This window comes from Bradyrhizobium sp. MI1.11 (genome assembly GCF_055811255.1).
Genome location: NZ_JBVVPM010000245.1, coordinates 1 through 256 on the forward strand (window position 1 = coordinate 1; position 256 = coordinate 256).

Sequence of the window (256 nt, forward strand, 5' to 3'; positions counted from 1 at the left end):
GTGTTTGTTTGGCTTTGTGGGGGTTTTTTTTTTTTTTTTTCTTTTTTGTGTTTTTTTTTTTGTTTTTTTTTGGGGGGGGGGGGGGGGGGGGGTTTTTTTTTTTTTTTTTTTTTTTTTTTTTGGGGGTTTTTTTTTTTTTTTTTTTTGGTGGGGGGGGGGGGGGGGGGGTTGGGGGGGGGGGGCGGGTTTTTTGGTGGGGGTGGGGGCTTTTTTTTGGTTAAACTTCTACTTGTAGGGGCTGTAATTTGTCGGGCAC

Annotated in this window: 1 protein-coding gene; it reads right to left on the reverse strand. The window is 43.4% G+C overall.

Going from position 1 to position 256, the window contains the following annotated elements:
* Nucleotides 1–256: hypothetical protein (locus tag AC0L30_RS43250; protein WP_473406820.1), on the reverse strand; the 256-nt coding region annotated here is incomplete at both ends.